This is a genomic window from Plantactinospora sp. CNZ320 (assembly GCF_002846275.1).
The window spans coordinates 4712793-4732826 of the sequence record NZ_PJMP01000001.1; the positions used below are offsets into that span (position 1 = coordinate 4712793).

At 72.2% G+C, this 20034-nt stretch carries 23 protein-coding genes; 16 read left to right on the forward strand and 7 right to left on the reverse strand.

The window, feature by feature from the left end; translation table 11 throughout:
* Positions 1-273 precede the first annotated feature (273 nt).
* Positions 274-1506, forward strand: coding sequence for an MFS transporter (locus CLT71_RS20935; RefSeq protein WP_101368601.1), 1233 nt, complete (start codon positions 274-276; stop codon positions 1504-1506).
* Positions 1507-1641: 135 nt separating this feature from the next.
* On the opposite strand, the gene CLT71_RS20940 is transcribed toward CLT71_RS20935, so the two are convergent.
* Together CLT71_RS20940 and CLT71_RS20945 are read right to left on the reverse strand one after the other, a co-directional pair.
* Positions 1642-1881: a DUF397 domain-containing protein gene (locus CLT71_RS20940; RefSeq protein WP_101368602.1), complete on the reverse strand. Its 240-nt coding sequence runs from the start codon at positions 1879-1881 to the stop codon at positions 1642-1644.
* Positions 1882-1886: 5 nt separating this feature from the next.
* On the reverse strand, positions 1887-2741 hold the full coding sequence (locus CLT71_RS20945) for a Scr1 family TA system antitoxin-like transcriptional regulator (protein WP_101368603.1): 855 nt from the start codon (positions 2739-2741) through the stop codon (positions 1887-1889).
* Between the two features lie 429 nt (positions 2742-3170).
* Between CLT71_RS20945 and CLT71_RS20950 the strand changes: the two genes are divergently transcribed.
* Entirely contained in the window at positions 3171-3401 is a 231-nt protein-coding gene (locus CLT71_RS20950; protein ID WP_101368604.1) for a hypothetical protein, read from the forward strand.
* 133 nt (positions 3402-3534) lie between these two features.
* Here CLT71_RS20950 and CLT71_RS20955 read toward each other — a convergent pair whose 3' ends face one another.
* The 3 genes from CLT71_RS20955 to CLT71_RS20965 all read right to left on the reverse strand — a co-directional run bounded on the left by CLT71_RS20955 (position 3535) and on the right by CLT71_RS20965 (position 5419).
* Complete coding sequence (locus tag CLT71_RS20955; protein WP_101368605.1) at positions 3535-4137, reverse strand: hypothetical protein; 603 nt, start codon at positions 4135-4137, stop codon at positions 3535-3537.
* On the reverse strand, positions 4137-5012 hold the full coding sequence (locus tag CLT71_RS20960; protein WP_101371642.1) for an ATP-binding cassette domain-containing protein: 876 nt from the start codon (positions 5010-5012) through the stop codon (positions 4137-4139). The genes CLT71_RS20955 and CLT71_RS20960 overlap by 1 nt, the downstream gene beginning before the upstream one ends.
* Positions 5013-5116: 104 nt before the next feature.
* Entirely contained in the window at positions 5117-5419 is a 303-nt protein-coding gene (locus tag CLT71_RS20965; RefSeq protein WP_101368606.1) for a hypothetical protein, read from the reverse strand.
* Between the two features lie 149 nt (positions 5420-5568).
* Between CLT71_RS20965 and recD2 the strand changes: the two genes are divergently transcribed.
* Positions 5569-7791: an SF1B family DNA helicase RecD2 gene (gene recD2, locus CLT71_RS20970; RefSeq protein WP_486483708.1), complete on the forward strand. Its 2223-nt coding sequence runs from the start codon at positions 5569-5571 to the stop codon at positions 7789-7791.
* A 49-nt stretch (positions 7792-7840) separates the two neighbouring features.
* Positions 7841-8413: a CGNR zinc finger domain-containing protein gene (locus CLT71_RS20975; protein WP_101368608.1), complete on the forward strand. Its 573-nt coding sequence runs from the start codon at positions 7841-7843 to the stop codon at positions 8411-8413.
* Positions 8414-8554: 141 nt separating this feature from the next.
* On the opposite strand, the gene CLT71_RS20980 is transcribed toward CLT71_RS20975, so the two are convergent.
* Entirely contained in the window at positions 8555-9331 is a 777-nt protein-coding gene (locus tag CLT71_RS20980; RefSeq protein WP_101371643.1) for a prepilin peptidase, read from the reverse strand.
* Between the two features lie 647 nt (positions 9332-9978).
* Between CLT71_RS20980 and CLT71_RS20985 the strand changes: the two genes are divergently transcribed.
* From CLT71_RS20985 to CLT71_RS21040, 12 genes are all read left to right on the forward strand, one after another.
* Positions 9979-10539, forward strand: coding sequence for a hypothetical protein (locus CLT71_RS20985; RefSeq protein WP_101368609.1), 561 nt, complete (start codon positions 9979-9981; stop codon positions 10537-10539).
* Between the two features lie 14 nt (positions 10540-10553).
* Positions 10554-11513, forward strand: coding sequence for a hypothetical protein (locus CLT71_RS20990; protein WP_143743525.1), 960 nt, complete (start codon positions 10554-10556; stop codon positions 11511-11513).
* On the forward strand, positions 11510-12169 hold the full coding sequence (locus CLT71_RS20995; protein ID WP_101368611.1) for an SAF domain-containing protein: 660 nt from the start codon (positions 11510-11512) through the stop codon (positions 12167-12169). Before CLT71_RS20990 ends, CLT71_RS20995 begins: the two co-directional genes overlap by 4 nt.
* Positions 12170-12171: 2 nt before the next feature.
* Entirely contained in the window at positions 12172-12975 is an 804-nt protein-coding gene (locus CLT71_RS21000; protein WP_101368612.1) for a P-loop NTPase family protein, read from the forward strand.
* Positions 12965-14536 (forward strand): CpaF/VirB11 family protein, encoded by a 1572-nt coding sequence (locus CLT71_RS21005; RefSeq protein ID WP_486483372.1) that lies wholly within the window; start codon positions 12965-12967, stop codon positions 14534-14536. Before CLT71_RS21000 ends, CLT71_RS21005 begins: the two co-directional genes overlap by 11 nt.
* Positions 14488-15435 (forward strand): type II secretion system F family protein, encoded by a 948-nt coding sequence (locus CLT71_RS21010; protein WP_101368613.1) that lies wholly within the window; start codon positions 14488-14490, stop codon positions 15433-15435. The genes CLT71_RS21005 and CLT71_RS21010 overlap by 49 nt, the downstream gene beginning before the upstream one ends.
* Before the next feature lie 19 nt (positions 15436-15454).
* On the forward strand, positions 15455-16324 hold the full coding sequence (locus CLT71_RS21015; protein ID WP_101371644.1) for a type II secretion system F family protein: 870 nt from the start codon (positions 15455-15457) through the stop codon (positions 16322-16324).
* A gap of 34 nt (positions 16325-16358) precedes the next feature.
* Positions 16359-16601 (forward strand): hypothetical protein, encoded by a 243-nt coding sequence (locus tag CLT71_RS21020; protein WP_101368614.1) that lies wholly within the window; start codon positions 16359-16361, stop codon positions 16599-16601.
* A gap of 154 nt (positions 16602-16755) precedes the next feature.
* Positions 16756-17166, forward strand: a complete 411-nt coding sequence (locus CLT71_RS21025) for a TadE/TadG family type IV pilus assembly protein (protein ID WP_101371646.1) — start codon at positions 16756-16758, stop codon at positions 17164-17166.
* Positions 17163-17666 carry a TadE/TadG family type IV pilus assembly protein gene (locus CLT71_RS21030; protein WP_486483373.1) on the forward strand — a complete coding sequence of 168 codons (504 nt, stop codon included), beginning with the start codon at positions 17163-17165 and terminating at the stop codon, positions 17664-17666. The genes CLT71_RS21025 and CLT71_RS21030 overlap by 4 nt, the downstream gene beginning before the upstream one ends.
* A 104-nt stretch (positions 17667-17770) precedes the next feature.
* Positions 17771-18154 carry a hypothetical protein gene (locus CLT71_RS21035; RefSeq protein ID WP_101371647.1) on the forward strand — a complete coding sequence of 128 codons (384 nt, stop codon included), beginning with the start codon at positions 17771-17773 and terminating at the stop codon, positions 18152-18154.
* A 15-nt stretch (positions 18155-18169) separates the two neighbouring features.
* The gene (locus CLT71_RS21040; protein WP_101368615.1) at positions 18170-19408 is read left to right on the forward strand and encodes a LysM peptidoglycan-binding domain-containing protein; all 1239 of its coding nucleotides are present in this window, start codon (positions 18170-18172) and stop codon (positions 19406-19408) included.
* A gap of 36 nt (positions 19409-19444) precedes the next feature.
* On the opposite strand, the gene CLT71_RS21045 is transcribed toward CLT71_RS21040, so the two are convergent.
* Positions 19445-20032, reverse strand: coding sequence for a TetR/AcrR family transcriptional regulator (locus tag CLT71_RS21045; RefSeq protein ID WP_101368616.1), 588 nt, complete (start codon positions 20030-20032; stop codon positions 19445-19447).
* Positions 20033-20034: the final 2 nt, after the last annotated feature.

Sequence of the window (20034 nt, forward strand, 5' to 3'; positions counted from 1 at the left end):
CACCGGCCAGTGGTCGTTCATTGCTTCCCCCCGGGTCTGCCCGGCACGGAAGCCGCCGGGACAATCCCTGATCCTGGGGTGGCACTCGATAGATCGGCGATAGACCGCGTATCGATCCGCGCGCGGCCTCCTGTCAGGGCGGGTCGGTGCCGACCAGACCGAGCGTCCGCCGGGGCGCCCAGCCCGGCGACTGATCCAGCCGCCAGGAGATCGGTGATCCGACTCACTCGGGTTTGAGTCTGACATCCATGTCAGTGTCTAGCGTCCGGACTCGTGAAGAAGAGTCATCTAGTGCTGGCGGCATTGTGCGCCGGCGTCTTCGTGGTCGGCACCTCCGAGTACCTGATCGCCGGAGTGCTGCCCCAGGTGAGTATGGATCTCGGCGTCCCGGTCGGAACCGCCGGACAGGCGGTGACCACCTATGCGCTCGGTGTGGTGATCGGCGGGCCATTGGTCACCATCGCGACAGCCCGACTGCCTCGCAGAGCGGTGGCGCTCGGGCTGATGCTGCTGTTCGCCGCCGGTAGCGCGTTGACCGCGTGGGCTCCGGCGTTCCCGGTACTGCTGGCCGGCCGGGTGGTGTCGTCGCTGAGCCACGCCGCGTTCCTGGCCCTGGCACTGGTGACCGCGACCCGGGTGGTGCCGCCCGCACGGGTGGGCCGGGCGATCGCCACGGTGGTCTCCGGGTTCACCGTCGCCACCCTGCTGGGGGTGCCGTTGGGTGCGCTGCTGGGCGCGCGAGCCGGCTGGCGGGTGCCCTTCGTGGTGCTGACGCTGCTGGCGCTGGCCAGCACGGCCGTACTGGCGGTGCTGATGCCCCGCCAGGCCGCTGAGGCTGGCAGCATCCGCGCGGAACTGCAGGTGGTGACCAGGCGACCCGTGCTGCTGTCAGTCGCCACGACCGCGGTCGGGTTCGCTGGGGTCAGCGCTGTCTTCACCTACATCGCCCCGTTGCTGACGCAGGTCAGCGGGTTCTCCGCAGCAGTGGTGTCGGTGCTGCTGCTGGCGTACGGGGCGGGAAGCCTCGCCGGGAACCTGGCCGCCGGTCGGCTGACCGACAGGTCGTTGAGCGCGACCGTGCGCGGGGTGTTCGGCGGGCTGGTCGGAGTACTCGCGGTCTTCCCGGTCGCCGCCGTGTGGCAGCCGTCCGCGATCGTCGCGGTACTGCTGCTCGGGTTGTTGGCGACCGCGACGATCGCCCCGTTGCAGGGCCTGATTCTCCGGTACGCCAGCGCCGCCCCCACGCTCGCGGTGTCGGTGAACGTCGGCGCGTTCAACCTGGGAGCCGCCGCAGGGTCGGCGATCGGCGGCGCGGTCGTCGCAACCGGCGGGCTGCGTTGGACCGGGCTGGCCGGCGCGCTGTTCAGTCTGCTCGGGCTGGCACTGTCCTACCTCGCCATTCCACGCGATCCCTCGACGACAGACCGGCCGCACCCCGCCCCGCACGATCCGCGCCCGCGAGACGGCCGGCCGGTCGACCGCAGCCCGGAGCAAGTGCGCGGGTGACGGATTGTGGTGCCGTTCGGTGGCCTCGGCACGGTGCCGGGGCCACCGGGCGTTCCCACCGAACCGGACTAGAGCCGGCCGAGAGGCCGGACGCACCTGTCCGGGCCAACCGATCAACGGGCCGCGATGGTCCCGTCAGTTCCCGGGGTTGAAAAGACCGCTCCGGACCCCGTCGAGAAAGGCCGTCCAGCCGGCGCCCCGGTAAACCAGTACCGGCCCGCCCTGGTCCTTGCTGTCCCGCACCGCGACCCGCCCGCTCTGATCGAGCACCGGACCCGCCTCCACGCAGTTCCCGCTGCCGCTACCGCTGCGGGTGCTGACGTGCCAGGCCACCTCGGGCAGCGCGACGGCCCGCGCCACACGGTGTGCTGCCATCCCACTCACTCCAGACGCGTCTCCAGGTTGGCCAGGAACGCGACAGCGGCCTTCTCCCGCAGTGCCACGTCGCGTAGCCGATCGTACGTCTGGAGCAGGTTCTCCGCCTCCTCGGCTTCGACCACCAGGTTGCCGGCGGGCGTGGTGACGAAGCCGACCAGCGGATAGGGCGGACGCATCCGGAACACGGTGAACGCGCCGTCCGGGCTGGGATGCGCGCCAACCTCGTAGGGCAGCACCAACACCTCGACGTGCCGGCTCCGGGCCACCTCTCGCAGGTGGGCGAGCTGGGCGCGCATCACCGCGGCCCCGCCGACCGGTCGGCGCAGCGCGCCCTCGTCGACGACGGCGGCGAATCGGACCGGGTCGTCGCCGGTCAACCGCAGCTGCCGAGCCATCCGCAACTCGACGAACTGGGCGATCTGCTCGTCGGTGGCGTCCACGTGCGCGGCCCGGATCAGCGCCTCGGCGTACTCCCGGGTCTGCAACAGGCCCGGCACGACGCCGACCTCGAAGCTACGGATCTCGGCCGCTCGGCTCTCCAGCCAGACCCAGTCGATCAGGGACGACGCGACGTTGGCGGTGAAGCCGTCCCACCAGCCCTTCTGCCAGGCGTCCTCGGACATCGTCTTGAGATCTTCCCGGCGCTGCCGGTCGTCGATCCCGCAGATGTCGAGATAGGCGAGCACCTCGGGTACGCGTGCCGGCAGCATGCCGGACTCGATGCGGCTGACCGTGGACGGATCGCGCTTGATGAAGTCGCCGACCGCCTTCAGGGTCAGCTTCCGCGACTCACGCATCTCGCGGAGCTGCTGGCCGAGCCACTGCGCCCGCAGCGTGAACGCCTGCTCGTTGGGCATGGCACCCCTTCCATCGTCAACTGTCCCAGAAACAACATCACGACAAATTTAGTTGCGTGCAAGCTTGCACAGCTCACGACTCGCGTGCATGCTGAATGTACATCCACAGTCACTCGACGCAACGCCCCGAAGCCGGATGGGCGTCCGGCCGCCGACGGCACGGCCCACCGGACCCGCCTCTTCCCCCCGGAGAGCGGTGGGCCGGGCAGCCGGGTGCCCATCCACCAATCCGGACAGCCGACCCTCGGAACTGAGGGATAGCCGATGACGACATACCGATCCCGGCCGAGCGTCGAAGCAGAGGTGGCACACCAGATGCTCGCCGTGCACGTACCCGATCAGGACACCAGCGTCTGACGACGGTAGTCGATGACAGCCCTACCGTTCGACCCACTATGTCCCCCCGCCGAGCCACCGCCGGGCTGCCCGATGCCGACGCTCTGGCGGATCGCCCACGCCCTGCACCAACGTCATCGCGGCGACGCGGACCGCTGCGCCTGCGGCGCCCGGCTTCCCTGTGCCCACCGGCAGGCCGCCCTGCGTGCCCTACTCGAGGCCTGCGGCGTACGGCTGCCCGTGCCGCGCGCCGACATCTTCGACCTCTGGCACGGCATCCTTCTCGTCACCCCGACCACCCGCCCAGACGGCACGAACCACTAATCGGATACGGACGACGGACGATGTGGCCCGCGCTCTTACGTGATCACGTGGTGTCTGGCCTGCTATAGCGAGCCGGACGCTACGTGATCACGGGGGTGCGGAGCAGCAGCGGCAGCGGGGGCAGCGGGGGCGGTCAGTCGCCGGTCAGGTCGCGGCGGACGGCGATCACCGCCACGAGCAGGGCCAGCAGGGTCCAGCCGACGGCGATCAGCAGGCTCGTCCGGTCGCCGCCGCCGGCACCCAGGAAGGCCGAGAACGGCAGCGGTGCGGAGAGCCGGCCGAGCAGCCCCTCGACGAAGACGAACCAGCCGGCGTACCCGAGGAAAAGCCAGGTGGGGCGGCGTACCACAGCCGCGTTGGCGGCGCCGAAGACCGCCATCACCGGCGCCAGGACGAGAGTGTTCCGGTACTGCGTCAGATCGCCCTTGGCCAGCACTGTCACGCCGCTGACGGCGGCGAAGCCGACCGCCACGATCACGCCTGCCACGATCTGCCCCAGCAGGGTCAGCAGCCGACTCGGCCGGGCCAGGTGCAGCAGCACGGCCGTACGGTGCTGGTAGTGCCCGGTCACGCCCAGTACGGCCAGGCCGAACGCGCCCATCCCGGCCAGCAGCGCCCAGGCGTCGACGTTCACCGCGCCGAAGAGCGCGCCCAGCACAGTGAACGCGGCGATCGAGATCCAGCTCGACCGGATCGTGGCCACCCGGTACAGCTCGCTGCGGACGAGTGCGATCATCAGGCGGCCGCCAGGTCGAGGAAGATCTGTTCGAGGTTCGGGGCGTCGCTGGTCAGCTCGTAGAGGGGTACCCGCGCCTGGAAGGCGATCTCGCCCGCCTCCTCCGGCGAGAGGCCCAGCACCTCCAGCGCGTACCCGTTGGAGCTGACCCGGCCGCCGGCCCGCTCGAACGCCTGCCACAGCCGGCCGGGATCGCGGCCCCGGATCCGCAGCCTGCGGGTCGTACCGCCGTACAGCTCGGCGAGCGGGGCCGCACACCTGATCCGGCCCTTGGCGATGATCACCGCGTCGTCGATGAGCTGGGCCAACTCGGCCAGCAGGTGGCTGGAGATCAGCACGGTACCGCCGGACCGGGCGCGCTCGCGCAGCAGCTCACGCAGCCAGGCGATCCCCTCCGGGTCGAGCCCGTTGGCCGGCTCGTCCAGGATCAGCACCGGCGGGTCGCCTAGCAACGCGGTCGCGACCGCGAGTCGCTGCCGCATGCCCAGCGAGTAGTCACCGGTACGCTGGTCGGCGGCGTGCCCGAGCCCGACGTACTCGATCAGGTGGTCGACCCGGGACCGGCCGGCACCGGCCAGGATCGCCTGGGCCACCAGGTGCGTCCGGCCGGTCTGGCCAGGATGGCTGATGCCCTGTTCGAGGACGGCACCGACCTGCCGCAGCGGCTGCGACAGATCGCGGAACCGCCGCTTGTTGATCAGCGCCCGGCCGGAGGTCGGCCGGCTCAGTCCGAGCAGCATCCGCAGTGTCGTGGTCTTGCCGGAGCCGTTCAGCCCGAGGAATCCGGTCACCCGGCCCGGCACGGCGGTGAACGTCAACCCGTCCACGGCCCGGACCCGCCGGTACTGCTTCGTCAGTTCGATGGCCTCGATCATCCGGGCCATTCTCACCCGGTACGGCAGATCCCCGCGTCCCCGCGTCCCCGCGTCCCGGCGTGCCCGGCATCCCGACACCCCGGCGTCCGGCACCGGGCCGGCGGCTACATCCGTTGTAGTTCGCCGGTTTCGTCGAGTTCGCGTGCCCCGGCGGCGCGGCCGAACTCCGGCTCCACCATCTCGGCGAAGACCGACGGAACCGGCCGCCCGGTCGCCGCGTAGAGGCGTTTGATCGCCGCTCCGGGGCGGCGGATGTCGTCCAGCATCCCCGGGTTGATCCGGTCGAACTCCGCCTCGATCAGCCGGGTGGCCGTTTCGCCGACCGTCTCGTTGCGGCTGTTGGCGAGCATGACCAGCAGGTCGTGCAGTTCGCCGTCGATCACCAGCGCCCGCTCCCCGTCGTCCATGGCCTCACGCTAAGCCCGCCCGCCGCGCGGAGGGTCCGGATCGACCGAGCTGGCGACCGCCGGGATCAGCGGGTTCAGGGTGGCTGCTGGGCGACGGTGACGCAGGTGTGATGCATGATGCGTCAGTGACCGGACAGCACGCGTCGTCGATCGCCGGGCAGCGCCCCGCCGACCGGCCGGGCGGGGTGGTGCTGGAGGCGGTACTCGAACGGATCACCTACGCCAACGAGGAGACCGGTTACACCATCGCCCGGTTCGCCACCGAACGCAGCGGACCCGACCTGCTGACCGTGGTCGGCTCGCTGCTCGGGGTACAGCCCGGCGAGAGTGTACGGCTGGTCGGGCACTGGAGCACGCACCCGAAGTACGGGCGGCAGTTCGAGGTGCGGTCGTACACGACTGTGCTGCCGGCGACGGTGCAGGGCATCGAGCGGTACCTCGGCTCGGGGCTGATCAAGGGGATCGGCCCGAAGATGGCCGAGCGGATCGTCGCGCACTTCGGCGTCGACACGCTGCGGGTCATCGAGGAGGAGGTCGGGCGGCTGGTCGAGGTGCCCGGGCTCGGTCCCAAGCGGACGAAACTGATCGCCGCAGCCTGGGTCGAGCAACAGTCCATCAAGGAGGTGATGGTCTTCCTCCAGGGCGTCGGCGTCTCCACCTCGCTGGCCGTACGCATCTACAAGAAGTACGGTGACGCCTCGATCTCGATCGTCCGCAACGAGCCGTACCGGCTGGCCGCCGACGTCTGGGGGATCGGGTTCAAGACCGCCGACACCATCGCCCAGGCCGTCGGCATCCCGCACGACAGTCCCCAGCGGGTGCGGGCCGGCATCCAGTACACCCTCTCCGAGGCCGCCGACGCCGGGCACTGCTACCTGCCTGAGCCGAACCTGGTGGCGGACGCCGCCGAGATCCTCGGGGTACCGGTGGAACTGGTCCGGGAGTGCCTGGCCGCGCTCGCCGCCGACGAGGGCGTCATCCGGGAGGCGGTGCCGAACCCGAGCACCGAGGGCGGCACCATCCCGGCCGTCTATCTGGTGCCGTTCCACCGGGCCGAGTCGGCACTGGCGGCGAGCCTGCTCAGACTGCTGCACCATCGCAGCGACCGGATGCCGGCCTTCGGGGGCGTGGACTGGGCGAAGGCGCTGGCCTGGCTGCGTACCCGGACCGGCGCCGACCTGGCACCCGAGCAGGAGGCCGCGGTCAAGCTCGCGCTGACCAGCAAGGTCGCGGTGTTGACCGGCGGACCCGGCTGCGGCAAGAGTTTCACCGTCTCGTCGGTGATCGCGCTCGCCGCCGCCAAGGGCGCCAAAATCGTGCTGGCCGCGCCGACCGGCCGGGCCGCGAAGCGGATGACGGAACTGACCGGGCATCCGGCCGCGACCGTGCACCGGCTGCTGCAACTGCGTCCCGGTGGCGACCCGACGCACGACCGGGACAACCCGATCGACGCCGACCTGGTGGTGGTGGACGAGGCGTCGATGCTCGACCTGATCCTGGCGAACAAGCTGGTCAGGGCGGTGGCGCCCGGAGCGCATCTGCTGCTGGTCGGCGACGTCGACCAGCTTCCCTCGGTCGGGGCCGGCGAGGTGCTCCGGGACGTCCTCGGCGCCGCGTCGATCCCCCGGGTCCGGCTGACGAAGATCTTCCGGCAGGCGCAGAAGTCCGGGGTGGTGGTCAACGCGCACCGGATCAACGCCGGCCAGTCCCCGCTGCTCGGCGAGTACCCCGACTTCTTCCTCTTCCCGGTGGACGACCCGGCGGCCACCGCCGAGCTGGTGGTGGACATCGTCGCCCGCCGGGTGCCCCGCAGGTTCGGCCTGAAGCCCCGGGACATCCAGGTGCTCACTCCGATGCACCGGGGTCCGGCCGGCGCCGGGAGCCTGAACACCGCGCTGCAACAGGCGATCTCGCCCTATCGGGAGGGGCAGCCGGAGCGCCGGCACGGCGCCCGGGTCTTCCGGGTCGGCGACAAGGTCATCCAGATCAGGAACAACTACGACAAGGGCGCCGCCGGGGTCTTCAACGGCACCGTCGGGGTGGTCACCGGGCTGTCGCTGGAGGAGCGCAACCTCACCGTCCGCACCGACGAGGCCGAGGAGATCGGGTACGACTTCGACGAACTCGACGAGCTGCAACACGCGTACGCCATCACCGTGCACCGGTCGCAGGGCAGCGAGTATCCGGCGGTGGTGGTACCGGTGACCGTCGGGGCGTACACGATGTTGCAGCGGAACCTGCTCTACACGGCGGTGACCCGGGCCCGCAAGCTGGTGGTGCTGGCCGGATCCCGCAAGGCGCTGGCGATCGCGGTCCGTACCGCAGGCACCGGCCGCCGACACACCGCGCTCACCCACCGGCTCAGCGGATAGACATCGACAGACGTTTCCGTATCTGGCATCGGGTGCGTACGGTGGCGCCATGAGGCAGCCCGGTGACCGTGCACCCGCACCCGGACCGCTAGCACTGGTGCAGGACCTGTTGAACACCGTCGACATCGAGGCGGGCCGGGACCGGCTGCGCACGATCGCCGAGCTCACCGCCTTCGCCGCCGCGCACGGCACGACCGGACTCTGCTTCACCGACTCCGACGTGACCGAGACCCGACGCTTCCGGGAGGCGTTACGGGACGCCTGCCGGGGGCACACCGGCGACGAGGTACCGAGCGCCTCCGTCGCCGCGCTGCGGCACACCCTCGCCACCTCCCCGCTGCTGCTGGGCATCGACGCCGCCGGTGCGGCCCGGGCGGTACCGGCGACCGGGCTCGACGGGTCGGCGGCGTTGATCGCGGAGGTGGCGGCGGCGATCCTGAACGCCGCCACCGCCGGCACCTGGCCCCGGCTGAAGGCCTGCGCGGCGCACCGGTGCCAGTGGGTCTACTACGACCACAGCCCGGCCGGGCGCGGTCGGTGGTGCACGATGAGCCTCTGCGGCAGCCGGGCGAAGATGCGCGCCTACCGGGCGGGCCGCTCGATGCGCCCGTCGGCCGGCTGACCGGGCGGATGTCGCCGGCCGGCTCGACGAACCGGAACTGACGGCCCGTTCCACCCGGTCGGGGCAGGCCCGGCCCGTTCCAGCCGGTCAGGGCAGGCCCGGCCCGGTCCAGCCGGCTGGAGGCGCGAGCCGCCGGGCGGGTCAGCTCAGTGCCAGGGTGCCCAGCGTGCCGAGGACCAGGAACGGGCCGAACGGCAGGTGGCCGCCCCAGCCGATCCGGCGGGTGGCCAGCAGCGCCAGCCCGCACAGCGCCGAGGCGCCGAAGGTCAGCAGCGTGCCGAGCACCACCGCCGGCCAGCCGAGCCAGCCGAGTACGGCGACCGCGCTCAGCGCCAGCTTGGCGTCGCCGAGCCCGAAGCCCCGGCGGCCGAGCAGCAGGGTGGTGCCGGCCAGGAACAGGGCCGCGCCGAGCCCGGCCAGTACGGCCCGAAGCCAGGCCGTGGCGTCGCCGGTCACCAGGGCGGCCAGGCCGAGCAGGGCCAGGGTGCCACCCGCGGCGGCGTAGCTGAGCCGGTCCGGCAGCCGGTGTACGGCCAGGTCGACGAAGAGCAGCGGTACGGCGCACGCCGCCCACCAGCCGAACGCGATGGACTCGACAGGTGACCGTCCGGCCAGGACCACCGCCGCGACCGCGAGGAGCAGGGCGAACTCGACGGCCAGTGGCGGCGCGCCGATCCGGTTGCCGCAGCCGGGGCACCGGGCCGACGGGGCGAGCGAGCGCAGTGGCCCGGTGGGGCCGATCGGGGTACCACAGTGGTCACAGCCGGAGCGGCGCGGCCGGCCGTACGGGACCGAGTCGGCGGCGACGAGCCAGCGCAGTACCGGGGCGACGGTCAGCAGCGCGAGCCACCGGAGCGGCCGGCGGGCCGGCTGTCCGACCGGCTTCACCGGGCTACGCGGCGTCGCGGTGTTCGGCATCTCGACCTCCCGTTCGGCGCCCCCTCGGTACGCCCGGATCCGCGGCGACTCCAACCACGCAGAGTAACTTCATGATCGCTATTTCCGGCCCTTCCCCGATCCGGCGAGCGCACACCCACCCGGGGCGCGGAGTACCCACTGACGCCGCGACGGCGGGCCGTGGATCCGGCCGCCACTACAGGTAGCACCGGCACGGAAGGTGTCAGATCATCGTCATCCATGGCATTTCGCTCCCCTGAGGCGGCACAATCGGATCGGAAGGGTTGGCGGATCTTCACCACGCAGCTTCTATTGATCACATTGGCGCCATCGATGGACATCATATGATCGTGATGTCTGTCGACAACAGAGATCGTAACCGTACGTATTCTCTCAAATAGCCCCTGTTGTATCGTCGGCGGTCAGCCTATGCTCGCCCTCTGGACGGCACACAACCGTCGAGCAGCAGGTTACAAAAAGATCGACTGGCAATACCACACCGAAAATCTAGATCGACTCACCCGAATGTGGATGCAGCGGCGCCGGGCCCGGTGAAGGGCCTCCGGGGCGGAGCGGCCGTGCCCACGTCCCGACCGATGCCATCGGCGGGAGCGACCGGTCAACCCCGCTCAGGTGGGCGGTCAGCGGCACAGCAGGAGGAGGCACCGTTGCGAACCCGGCAACCGGGACACCTCTGGAGCACCCTGCTCGTGGCGGTGCTGCTCGTCGGCGTCACCGGCTGCGGCAACCGGCCGGGCAGCGCCGCGCCACGCGACACCGACGCCGAGCCGGCCGCCAGCGCCGACGCCCGGGCCGCCGAGGCGGAGAAATCAGCCCTCGCCGCCTATGCGGGCTATCTGGCCGCCGTCCGGAAAGCGGAACAGTCCGGCGATCCACTCGATCCGCAACTGCGGAAATATCTCGCCGATCCACTACTTACCCGGGTCAGGCTCACCATTCGCGACGCGAAGGAGCACGGCGCGATGCGTACCGGAAAGCTCGTCTCCAATCCGTCGGTCACCGCGGTCGATCTCGACTCCGACCCGGCCACCGTCTCGATCCAGGACTGCATCGACGCCACCGACTACCGGCTGGTCTACCGGAAGAACCGGAAGGTGGTACCCGGTTCGGCCAGCGGTCGGCACCTCGCCACCGCCACCGCCACCCGCTATCCCGACGGCCGCTGGTTGATCAACATCGGCGCGGCGCACCAGGACCAGCCGTGCTGACCCGGCGAGCACGGATGAAGGGCGCCGTTGCCGCGCCCGCCCGGCTGCTCGTGGCCGGTGCCGTGCCGGCCCGGCGGCTGCTCGGGGGCGGTGCCGTGGCGGTGCTGGCCCTGGCCGGTACGCTGGCGATACCGGCCGGTCCCGCCGGAGCCGACCCGGTCGCGGAGTGCCCGCCGGGGCAGAGCAACTGCGACGTCTGGCAGAACCTGCCTGGCGAGCCGGGCGACGGCGGCGGTTCCGGTGACGGCGACGGTGGCGGCTCCGGCGGCGGCAACCGGGTCTGCGAGAAGGACGACGGCACGCGGGTGCCCTGCTACGACGACGTGCTCGGCTGGTTCAACAGCGCCGACGACTGCTACTACAAGCGGGCCGAGCCGCAGCCGCCGGGCGTCGAGGCCGGCAAGACCGCCTACCTGCGCACGTGCAGCGCGGCCGGTAGTTCCGAGGTGGTGGAGCTGACCGACCCGCCGAGCGGTTTCGCGCCGCCGGACCCCGAGCAGATGGCCCTGAACCTCTTCGCCAGCCTGACCCTGGACCCGCCGGAGATCCGGACCGCGCCGAGCGACGCCCCCGGCCTGGTCGGCGTACCGGTGTGGCTGCATGACGCGTCGAGCTGGCGGGAGCAGCGGAAGACGGCCGACGAGGGTGGCGTGACGGTCTGGATCGAGGCGATCCCGACGAAGATCGTCTGGCGGATGGGCAACGGCGAGACCGTCACGTGCACCTCGGCCGGTACCCCGTTCAAGGCCGGCACCCACGACCCGCGCCAACCACCCCGGGCCGCGTGCGCGTACCCCGGTTATCCGCAGGCGAGCGGCGCGAAGCCGGGTGGGCGGTACGAGATCACCGCCGTCAAGCACTGGCGGGTGCCGTGGGGCAGCAGCACCGGCGAGGGTGACCAGGACGCCCTCTCCACCAGCCGCGAAGCCACGGCCACGATCCGGATCGACGAACTCCAGGTGGTGACGAGGTGACAGTGGTGACCAGTCCGACCACAGGTGCGCCGATCGACGCGCCGATCACCCCGCCCCGGATCGTCCGGCAGCGCCGGATGCGACCCGGGCTGCTCGGCCTCGCCGTACTGCTGATCGCGCTAGGCGGGCTCGGGTCGGCGTTCGCGATCACCTCCGTACGCGCCACCGGCAGCTATCTCGCGGTCGCCCGGGCCGTACCGGTCGGCACCGCGCTCACCGCCGACGACCTGGTGGCGGTCCAGGTGGCCGGCGGTCAGGGCCTCGAACCGGTGCCCGCCGACCGGATCGCCGAGGTGATCGGCAAGCGGGCCACCGTGGCGCTGACCCCGGGGACCCTGCTCACCATGGCGCAGCTCACCGACAAGCCGCTGCTCGGCCCCGGCCAGCAGCAGATCTCGGTCGGGCTGCGCCCCAGCGAGGTACCGGCGAAGCGGCTGCGCCCCGGCGACAAGGTGCTGCTGTTCAGCACCGCCGGTGACGACGCGCGGGGTGCCGCCGCACCGGCGACCCGGTTCCAGGCCACCGTGATCGACATGGCCACCCCGGCCAGCAACTCGGTGGTGCTCTACCTCGCGCTCGCCGCCAAGGACGTACCAGCGGTGGTGGCACTGGCCACCAGCGACCGGATCGCGGTCGTGCTGAACGCGGCAGCCTGACCGTGGCCATCGTCGCCCTCGTCTCGGCCAAGGGATCGCCCGGAGTCACCACGACCGCGCTCGCCTGCACGCTCACCTGGCACCACCGGCTGGTGCTGGCCGAGTGCGACCCGTCCGGCGGATCGGTGCTGGCCGGCTATCTCGGCGGGGCGCTGCCCGGCCCCCGGGGCATCGGCGAACTTGCCGTCGGCGAACTGCGGGACGGCAACCTCGAAGAGGCGTTCTGGTCGCAGCTCGTCGACCTCGACGCGCCCCGGCGGGAACGGCTGCTGCTGCCCGGTGTCGTCGATCCGGCCCAGGCCGGCAGCGTCGTACCGCTCTGGCAGCGGTTCGCCGACTTCTTCACCGGGCTGGCCCAGGGTCGCCCGGCGTACGACGTACTTGTCGACTGTGGCCGGCTCCAGGTGGTCGGGCCACCCTGGCCACTGCTCCGGGCCGCCGACCTGGTGCTTGTGGTCACCGCCGCCCGGCTGCCGCACCTGTCCAGCACCCAGGCCGCGATCCGGGCCATCGAGCGGGACTTCGCCGAACACCGGGTACCCGCCGACACGCTGCGACTGCTGCTGATCGGTGGTGAGCACGGCCGCAGCGAGGTGGGCAAGGCGCTCCGGCTGCCGGTCATCGCGCAGTTGCCGGACGATCCGCGTACCGCCGAGGTGCTCAGCTTCGGCGGGACGGTACGCGCCAACCGGCCGCTGATGCGCGCGGCCAGCGCCCTGGAGGTGCCGGTCCGGGCGGTACTGGACCGGCGCCGGGCCCGGCTCGGCTGGCCGGCCGCGATCGAGGGGGTACCCGGTGCGATTTGAGCCGGTCTACTCCGACCCGCGTCCCGGAAACCAGGACGCCGCCGCGACCGCCCCGATCTGGCAGGTCGTCCCGCACAACGGGCACCGGCCCGTACCGCTGCCGAGCGGTGGACCGCCCCCGCCGTACGCGGCGGTGCCGCAGCCGGTGACTCCGCCCGCCCCGCCCCGGCCCCGGGTCGACTTCGCGGTGGTCCGGGAACTCCGGCGCGAGTTGAGTGAACGGTTGACGCTGTGGCAGCGCGGTCGGGAGTTCAACACCGCCGAGGAGGACGTCGAACGGGCCCGGCTCGCCGTCGCGGTCGTCGCCGAGTACGCCGACTCCACCCGCCGGGCCGGTACCCCGATGTCGGCGGCCGAGGAGCGGATGCTGCTCGACCAGGTCAACGCGGAACTGGTCGGGCTGGGCCGGTTGCAGACCCTGCTGGTCGACAACTCGATCGAGGAGGTGCACATCCTCGGCTGCGACTCGGTGCGGATCACCAGGCGCGACGGTGGCGTCGACTGGGCCGAGCCGATCGCCGACAGCGACGAGGAGATGGTGGAGATCCTCCAGGCGGCGGCGCGGCGGGCCGGTGCCACCGAGCGGTCCCTCTCCACCTCGAAGCCGACCCTGGACCTGCAACTGCCGGACGGCAGCCGGCTGGCGGCGGTCTTCCTGGTCAGCCACCGCCCCTACGCGGTGATCCGCAAGCACAACACCATCGAGGTGACCCTCGACGACATCTCCGGCGGCCGGGCCGACCTGGACGAGATGCTCGACGTGCTGATCCGGGACTTCCTCCGGGCGGCGATGCGGGCCGGGCTGAACATCATGGTCGCCGGGCTGGCCGGGGCGGGCAAGACCACCGTGATCCGGGCCATGATGGACGAGATCCCGGCCGACGAACCGTACGTGCTGCTGGAGGAGAGCCGCGAGCTGCTGCCCACCCGGCGGGGACGCAAGCACCGGGCGGTGATGAGCTTCGAGTCCCGGGAGGGGCACGGCGACCGGGGGCCGGACGGCCGGCCGGCGGGCGAGGTGACCATCGCCGACCTGATCCCGGTGGCGCTGCGGATGGGCGTACTCCGGATCATCGTCGGCGAGGTCCGGTCCCGGGAGATCGTGCCGATGCTCCAGGCGATGACCACCAGCCGGGGTTCGATGTGCACCATCCACGCCCGCACCCCGGCCGGGGTCAGCGAGCGCATCATCGAGTTGGCGCTGTCGCACGGCCGGGAGATGACAGTCGAGCAGGCCAGGCGGATGGCCGGCAACGCGCTCGACCTGATCGTCTACGTGACCATCGAGGACGAGACCGCGATCGGCGGCCGCAAGCACCGCTTCGTCTCGCACGTCGAGGAGGTGGTCGGGGTCGGCGAGGGCAACCGGATCACCACGACCACCGTCTTCGGGCCGGGGCCGGACGGCCGGGCGGTCCCCCGCCACCTGCCGGAACGGGTCCGCGACCAGTTGCTCCGGGTCGGGTACGACGCACGGCTGCTGACCCGCTACATCGAGGCGGGTACCGGCGCGTGGCGGCGTCCCCGGCACAGCCGGCTGGGAACGGGGGGGCCGAGGTGACGCTGCCGTCGAACATCGAGCTGATCGCCGTACTCTCCGGGATCGCCTGCGCGACCGGGCTGGTGCTGGTGGTCGCCGCGCTGGTCGGGACGAAGCGGCCGGCGGCGCCGCGCCGCGACTCGATGCTGCGCCGACTCTGGCTCGGCTCCGGTACGAGTGCCCGGGAGCAACGGACGCACCAGACGCTGCTGGTCGGGGCGACCGTGGCCGGGGCGGTGGCGTTCCTGCTCACCGGGCTGCCGGTGGTCGGGCTGCTGGTCGCCGTCGCGGTGCCTGGCGTGCCGTGGCTGCTCGGCACCGGGCGGGCCGAACGGCGGGCGATCAACCGGATCGAGGCGATCGGCGAGTGGACCCGCCGGCTGAAGGACGTCTCCAGCACCGGCCAGGGCCTCCAGCAGGCGATCATCGGTACGGTCTCGACCGCACCCGACCAGATCGACGAGGAGGTACGCCTGCTCGCCGCCAGGCTGGCGGCCGGTTGGCAGGGCCGGGCCGCACTGCTGGCCTTTGCCGAGGAGATCGGTGACCCGGTCTGCGACCAGGTGGTCGCCGCGCTGATCCTGCACCTGACGGATCGGGGCGAGCGGCTCGGTGACGTGCTCGGGGCGATCGCCTCGGCTGCGGCGGCCGAGGTGGTGACTCGGCGGGAGGTGGAGGCGAAGCGGGCGCAACCCCGGTTCGCGGTGCGCTTCCTGACCGGGATGACCCTGCTGGTCCTGGCGTACGGGTTGGTGAACCCGGACTACATGGAGCCGTACGGCACCCCGGACGGGCAGTTGGTGATGGTACTGCTCGGTGCCGCCTTCGTCGCCCTGCTGGCCTGGGTACGGGCGATGAGCCTGCCGCCCCGGCCGGCCCGGTTCCTCGCCCCGCCCGACCGGGACGGAGCGCTCCCGTGAGCGCGAGGAGGACGGTGTGATTCTCAACTGGCCTCTGACGTTCGGGGTGCTCGGCGGCGCGGCCGTCGGGTTGGGGCTGTTCCTGCTGGTCCGGGAGGCGTTGCCGGCGACCCCGGCGCTCGGCCCGGCGCTGCGCCGGCTGCACCAGCCGGCTGGGCTGAGCCGTCCGGTCCGGCCGTCCCGCCGCGACCTCGACTGGCTCGCCGGGGCGGCCCGCTGGCTGCGTCCACCGCACCGGCAGTTGGCGCTGATCGGACAGTCTCCGGAGCAGTACACGCTGTCGTTGCTGCTCTCCGGGCTGGTCGGGCTGGCCACTCCGGCGGTGTCGACCGCGATCCTCTTCGTCGCCGGGATCCGGCTGCCGTTCGTGGTGCCGACCGTCGGCGCGCTCGGCTTCGCGCTGCTCTGTGTGCTGATGGCGCACCGGAGTGTGTTGGTCAAGGCGGAGCGGGCCCGGCGCGAGTTCCGACAGGCCGTCTGTGCCTATCTGGACCTGGTCGCACTGCAACTGTCGGCCGCGCACGGTCCGGTGCAGGCGCTGGAGCGGGCTGCCGAGGTCTGTGACGGCTGGGTCTTCGAGCGGATCCGCGAGGCGCTGCGGCTGGCCCAGCTCCAGATGCACTCGCCCTGGGACGAGCTGCGTGAACTGGCCGAGAAGATCGGCATCCCGGAACTCGGTGACGTGGGGGCGATCATGCAGTCCTCCGGTACCGAGGGCGCACAGGTGCACGACTCGCTGCGGGGCCGGGCCGACTCGCTGCGCGACCAGATCCGGACCGACAACCTGGCCCGGGCCGAGGCGGTGACGAGCCGCCTGGACGTGCCGGGCGCGCTGCTGGTCTTCGTACTCGTCGGCTTCGTGCTCTATCCGTTCGTGGCCCGGATCTGACCCCGACCCACCGTTGCCCTGAAGGGAGACCGCAATGTCGATCATCAACTACCTGCACATTGCGTTCGTCGTGCGGATCGCCGAGTTGCGCCGCAGCGGTGAACGGGATCGGGGCGACAGCCCGGTCCCGACCGCAGTGATCATCTTTGGTCTGGTGGCCGCTGCCCTGGCGGTTACCGTCGCCGTGTCGCGCAGCGTCACGGACTGGATGGACGCCATTCCGGAGCCGGGCGGTGGCGCGGACACCGGTGGTGACCCCGGACTGCCGCAGGACTGATCCTGTGCCACGATCGCGCGCCCGCATCCGGCACCGGCCTCCGGCAACGACCGCCCGGGGCCGGCGGCACCGGATCGTCGGCGTGCACCGGACCGTCGGCGGGCGACCGATCGTCGACGCGCGGCAGCGGCGGCCCGCTGTCGGCGTGCGGCGGATGGTCGGCCGGCGCCTGGCCGGCGTACAGCGGGACCGGGGCGCCAACCCCGTCGAGCTGGCCGTACTGATGCCGGCCATCCTGATCCTGCTGCTCGCCTCGATCCAGGCCGCCACCTGGTTCATCGCCCGGGCCACCGCGCTGAACGCCGCCCAGTCGGCGGTGAGCGCACAACGCGCCTATCAGGCCGAGCCGGGGGTGGGGCAGCAGCGCGCCGAGGACTTCCTGGATCGGGCCGGTGACTGGCTGGTCAGCTGGGAGGTCACGGTCACCGCCGTGGAGCCGGACGACACCCAGGTGAGCGCCACCGTCACCGGAGAACCGCTCCGGGTGGTACCGCTGATCTCGCTGCCGCCGATCAGCGAGACGGCCTTCGGCACCGTGGAGCGGTTCACCGAGGAGGCGCCGTGACCGTGCGGGACGGGACGCGGCGGGGGCGGTGGAACGGCCGGGACCGGGGCTCGGTCTCGGTGGAGACCGCGATCCTCACCCCGGCCTTCCTCGCCCTGGTGGCGCTGGCCGGGGTCGCCGGCCGGACCGCCGTCGCGCACGAGGCGATCGAGGCCGCCGCGCACGATGCCGCCCGGGCCGCCTCGATCTCGCGTACGGCGGGGGACGGGCGGGAGGCGGCCCGGGAGGCGGTACGGAGTCGACTCGACGCCGAAGGGCTCTCCTGCTCCGGCGAGCCGGAGTTGGACTTCGCCGGTACGGTCGACGGCCAGCGGGCCGGCTTCGACGAGGTGTACGTCATCGGCCTCGGCACCGACGCCTCGGTGGTCGTCACGGTCACCTGCGACGTCTCGGTACGGGACCTGCGGATGCCGCTGCTGCCTGGCGTACGCCAGCACAGCACCGTCGAGGCGACCTTCGCGTCCCCACTGGACCGCTACCGTGGCCGGAGCGCAGCGTGAACGCCCGACGCTCCGCCGCCGGTGCGCGGGCAGGGCCGGACCAGCCGGTCGGTTCGGACCAGCCGGTCGGGCCGGACTCGGGGCGGGTCAGCCTCTTCCTCGCGGTGGCGCTGATCGGCGTACTCGCGATCATCGGGCTGGCGTACGACGGCGCCGGCCAGCTGCGCACGATGCAGCGCGCCGACAACCTGGCGGCCGAGGCGGCCCGGGCCGGCGGCCAGGCGATCGACCTCGGGCAGTTGCTCCTGGACGGCACCACCCTGCTGGACCAGCCCGCCGCCCGTACGGCGGTCGGCAACTACCTGGCGAGCGTGGACGGCGTCGAGCGTTGGGACGTCGACTTCGCGGTCGCCGGGGACAACTCCACGCTGACCGTCAACCTCGAACTCGACTACGACACGGTCTTCCTCGACCTGTTCGGTTTCGCCGACAACATCACGGTGCCCGGTACGGCCACCGCGACACTCCTCACCACGACGAACCGCTGAATAGGGGGCATAGTCATGCCTGCATCCCGGGCGGCCCGCCGGGCCGGCCAGTTCTGCACCGGGTTCGGGGCGTTGACCGTCCTGATCGGACTGCTGGTCGGCGCACCCCTCGCGCTGCTGGCCCTGGCCGGCAATCCGTTGCCGGACCACCTGCCGGGGCTCGACGAGATCGGCACCGCGCTGACCAGCCGGGACGACGGTCAACTGTTCCTCCGGGCACTGGCGGTCGTCGGCTGGGTCGGCTGGGCCACCTTCGCCCTCTCGGTACTCGTCGAGATTCCGGCCCGGATCCTGAGGCGGCCGGCGATCCGGCTGCCCGGGCTCGGCCGCCAGCAGCGTTGGGCCGCCACCCTGGTCGGCTCGGTGGCACTGGTCCTGGCGGTCAGCCCGGCCGCCACCGCCGCCGGCACGGTCCTCGGGCCGACGGCGGCAGCCGCCGCCCAGCCGGCGACAGCAGGGCACCCGGCGACAGCGGGGCAACCGGTAGCGGCGATAGCGGGGCAACCGGTAGCGGCCGCAGCAGGGCAACCGGTGGCGGGAAGCCAACCGGGATCGCCAGGACTGCCGGTGGCGGGAAACCGGCCGGTCGGCGTGGGGTCGATGATGGACGGAGGCCAGCCGGCCGGCGGGGACGGGCCGGCGTCGGGACCGGCACCGCCGTGGTTGGCGGCGGAACCGGCCTCCGGACCCGCGCCGGAGTGGCTGGCCGGCGAGCCGGAACCGGTCTACCGGGTGGAGAAGGGTGACTACCTCGGCCACATCGCCGGCCGCTACCTCGGTGACTTCGACCGCTATCCGGAACTGGCCCGGCTCAACGAGATCCGCGACCCGGACCGGATCCGGCCGGGCCAACTGCTGAACCTGCCGCCGTCAGCCGAGGATCGCGGCGCACGACAGCACGCCAGCGGGTTGGTCGCGACCCCACCACCGCCGGGCGGTTGGCAGCCGACCGTACCCGTCGAACCGGCACCAGAGGCCGAACAGCCGGAAGCCCCGCCACCACCTCCCAGTGCGCGCCCCCCGGCCGACCCGCCGCCCGCACAGCCGTCGGGTGGTGACGGCGGCGGAGGTACGTACACGGTCACCTCCTCGCGGACCGGCGGGGCGGAGGAGCTGAACCGGCCGCTCGCGGTCTCCGCGGTGATCGCGGTGGCCAGCATCGTCGGCGCGCAGGTCGGTGCGGTCTTCGGCCTCCGCAACCGCTCGGGCCGCCGTCCTGGTTTCGGCAACGGTCGACACCGGCTCCCCGACTGACCCGGGGCCGGGCGAACCGGGGACGAACGACGGTGGTCAGCGTAGGACGCTGGCCAGGACCGTGCGCACAACCTTGCGGACGGCCGCAGGCTCCGGCGGGCTGCCGTTCCGTTCGGCGAAGAGCAGGTGCGCGGCGCCCACGAGCGTGGGCGCGAGGGTGTCGACGTCGGCGTCGGACGCGATCCGGCCATGGTCCCGTTCGGCCGCCAGATAGCCGGTGAGCATCGCCGCACCCTCGCCGACCAGGGGCAGCCGGGCGGTGCCGGCCGCACGGAGCCGGGCGCGAAGCTCGTCCCGGGCGATGACGAGGGCCACCATCGCCACCATCACCGGCTCGCAGAGGGTCATCAGGGCGTGGGTCAGGTTGTCGACGACCGTTCCCGTCCCGGCCGCGTCCCGCAGGGCGGCGGACTGGGCTTCCACCTGCGCGATGCGGTCCAGCACCAACTCGACGAGGAAGGCGTCGAAGTCGGCGAAGTGCCGGTGCAGAACGCCCTTTGCGACGCCCGCCTCCGTGGTGACCCCTCGGCTGGTCAGGCCGGTGACCCCGTCCCGGAGCAGCACCCGCACGGCGGCGTCGAAGAGTTGCTGGCGCGGGTCTCGCAGCGCTACGCCGGTCGGCAAGG

Excerpts from the sequence above, each read along its gene's own strand:
- CLT71_RS20955 (WP_101368605.1), bottom strand. The coding sequence starts at position 4,137 with ATGATCGCACTCGTCCGCAGCGAGCTGTACCGGGTGGCCACGATCCGG.
- CLT71_RS20965 (WP_101368606.1), bottom strand. The coding sequence starts at position 5,419 with ATGGACGACGGGGAGCGGGCGCTGGTGATCGACGGCGAACTGCACGAC.
- CLT71_RS20950 (WP_101368604.1), top strand. The coding sequence starts at position 3,171 with ATGCCGACGCTCTGGCGGATCGCCCACGCCCTGCACCAACGTCATCGC.
- CLT71_RS20945 (WP_101368603.1), bottom strand. The coding sequence starts at position 2,741 with ATGCCCAACGAGCAGGCGTTCACGCTGCGGGCGCAGTGGCTCGGCCAG.
- CLT71_RS20975 (WP_101368608.1), top strand. The coding sequence starts at position 7,841 with ATGAGGCAGCCCGGTGACCGTGCACCCGCACCCGGACCGCTAGCACTG.
- CLT71_RS20990 (WP_143743525.1), top strand. The coding sequence starts at position 10,554 with ATGAAGGGCGCCGTTGCCGCGCCCGCCCGGCTGCTCGTGGCCGGTGCC.
- CLT71_RS21020 (WP_101368614.1), top strand. The coding sequence starts at position 16,359 with ATGTCGATCATCAACTACCTGCACATTGCGTTCGTCGTGCGGATCGCC.
- CLT71_RS20960 (WP_101371642.1), bottom strand. The coding sequence starts at position 5,012 with ATGATCGAGGCCATCGAACTGACGAAGCAGTACCGGCGGGTCCGGGCC.
- CLT71_RS21040 (WP_101368615.1), top strand. The coding sequence starts at position 18,170 with ATGCCTGCATCCCGGGCGGCCCGCCGGGCCGGCCAGTTCTGCACCGGG.
- CLT71_RS20980 (WP_101371643.1), bottom strand. The coding sequence starts at position 9,331 with ATGCCGAACACCGCGACGCCGCGTAGCCCGGTGAAGCCGGTCGGACAG.
- CLT71_RS20940 (WP_101368602.1), bottom strand. The coding sequence starts at position 1,881 with ATGGCAGCACACCGTGTGGCGCGGGCCGTCGCGCTGCCCGAGGTGGCC.
- CLT71_RS21025 (WP_101371646.1), top strand. The coding sequence starts at position 16,756 with ATGGTCGGCCGGCGCCTGGCCGGCGTACAGCGGGACCGGGGCGCCAAC.